Here is a 1696-nt window from a genome sequence, read left to right as displayed (position 1 = left end):
TGCTTGACGCGACGCGGAATCAGCATGGGTCACGCTCCTTCGCTCTGCGCTGCCTCAGCCACGGGAGCCTCAGCAGCAGCCTCGGCGCGACGGCGGCCGCCGCGCTCTCCACCACGGCCTCCGTCACGACGCGGGCCGCGTCCAGGACGACGCTGGCCGGTGGCCTGCGCACGGGCTGCCTTTTGAGCAGCACGCTCGGCGCGCGTTCCGGACACGTCACCCTTGTAGATCCACACCTTCACGCCGATGCGGCCGAAGGTGGTGCGGGCCTCGTAGAAGCCGTAGTCGATGTTCGAGCGCAGGGTGTGCAGCGGAACGCGGCCCTCGCGGTAGAACTCGGAGCGGCTCATCTCCGCACCGCCGAGACGGCCGGAGACCTGGATCTTCACACCCTTGGCGCCGGCGCGCTGCGCGCCCTGCAGACCCTTGCGCATCGCGCGGCGGAAGGCCACGCGGGCGGCGAGCTGCTCGGCGATGCCCTGGGCGACGAGCTGGGCGTCGGCCTCCGGGTTGCGCACCTCTTTGGTGTTGAGCTTGACGAAGCGTCCGGTGAGCTTCATCAGGTCGTTGCGCAGGCGCTCGACCTCGGCGCCGCGACGACCGATGACGATACCGGGGCGCGCCGAGTGCACGGTCACCTCGACCTCGCCGTCCTTGCGGATGATCTCGATCTTCGAGACGCCCGCGCGGTCGAGGGTCTTGGTGAGATACTTGCGGATCTTCACGTCCTCGGCCACGTAGTCCTTGTACCGCTGACCGGGCTTGGTCGAGTCGGAGAACCAGCGCGAGATGTGGTCCGTCGTGGTCCCGAGGCGGAACCCGTAGGGGTTGACCTTCTGTCCCATGGCTTACTTCCCTGCCTTCGCGGTTGCGGACTCGGCTGCCGAGTCGACGAGTTCGTCGGGGGTGGCGAGCACGACGGTGATGTGGCTCGTGCGCTTGCGGATGCGGAATGCGCGGCCCTGCGCGCGCGGCCGGAAGCGCTTGAGGGTCGTGCCCTCGTCCACCGTCACGCGCGAGATGACCAGATCCTGCTCATCGAGAAACTCGTTCGTGGCATCCGCCTTGACGCGGGCGTTCGCCATCGCCGAGGAGACGAGCTTGGCGACCGGCTCCCCCGCCGCCTGCGGCAGGTGCTGCAGGATCGCGAGGGCTTCGACGGCCTGGCGACCGCGAATGAGATCGACGACGCGACGGGCCTTCATCGGGGTCACGCGGATGTGTCGCACGCGGGCGATCGACTCCACCATGTCCTTTTCCCTTCTCGCCCCCGCGTCAGCGGCGGCGACCCTTTCGGTCGTCCTTCTCGTGGCCGCGGAAGGTGCGGGTCGGCGAGAACTCGCCGAGCTTGTGGCCGACCATCGCCTCCGTGACGAACACGGGGATGTGCTTGCGACCGTCGTGCACGGCGATCGTGTGGCCGAGCATGGCCGGCACGATCATCGAGCGACGCGACCAGGTCTTGATGACGTTCTTCGACCCGGCGTCGTTGGCGGCAACCACCTTCTTGAGCAGGTGCTCGTCGACGAAGGGGCCCTTCTTGAGGCTGCGAGGCATTCTGAATGCTCCTACTTGCGCTTCTTGCCGACGGTACGGCGACGGACGATGAGCTTGTCGGACGGCAGGTTCGCCTTGCGGGTGCGGCCCTCCTGCTGGCCCCACGGGGAGACCGGGTGACGTCCACCGGACGTCTTGC

Annotated in this window: 3 protein-coding genes and 1 pseudogene; all 4 read right to left on the bottom strand. The window is 68.2% G+C overall.

Annotated elements, in window-relative coordinates; translation table 11 throughout:
- Positions 1 to 29: 29 nt before the first annotated feature.
- Positions 30 to 845: a 30S ribosomal protein S3 gene (rpsC, locus tag ACK5IN_RS07920; protein WP_416895651.1), complete on the bottom strand. Its 816-nt coding sequence runs from the start codon at positions 843 to 845 to the stop codon at positions 30 to 32.
- 3 nt (positions 846 to 848) lie between these two features.
- Positions 849 to 1250, bottom strand: coding sequence for a 50S ribosomal protein L22 (rplV, locus tag ACK5IN_RS07915; RefSeq protein WP_416895650.1), 402 nt, complete (start codon positions 1248 to 1250; stop codon positions 849 to 851).
- Positions 1251 to 1275: 25 nt separating this feature from the next.
- Positions 1276 to 1557 carry a 30S ribosomal protein S19 gene (rpsS, locus tag ACK5IN_RS07910; protein ID WP_416895649.1) on the bottom strand — a complete coding sequence of 94 codons (282 nt, stop codon included), beginning with the start codon at positions 1555 to 1557 and terminating at the stop codon, positions 1276 to 1278.
- Positions 1558 to 1568: 11 nt separating this feature from the next.
- Positions 1569 to 1696 (bottom strand): annotated as a pseudogene (locus tag ACK5IN_RS07905) (50S ribosomal protein L2); the annotation flags it as partial.

It is taken from the genome of Microbacterium sp., from assembly GCF_047971895.1.
Classification (GTDB): Bacteria; Actinomycetota; Actinomycetes; order Actinomycetales; family Microbacteriaceae; genus Microbacterium.
Note: the sequence above shows the minus strand (reverse complement) of the source record. Positions and strands in the feature narration are given on the sequence as shown.

Bases quoted from the DNA above. Each gene is read 5' to 3' on its own strand.
- rplV (WP_416895650.1), bottom strand. From the start codon at position 1,250: ATGGTGGAGTCGATCGCCCGCGTGCGACACATCCGCGTGACCCCGATG.
- rpsS (WP_416895649.1), bottom strand. From the start codon at position 1,557: ATGCCTCGCAGCCTCAAGAAGGGCCCCTTCGTCGACGAGCACCTGCTC.
- rpsC (WP_416895651.1), bottom strand. From the start codon at position 845: ATGGGACAGAAGGTCAACCCCTACGGGTTCCGCCTCGGGACCACGACG.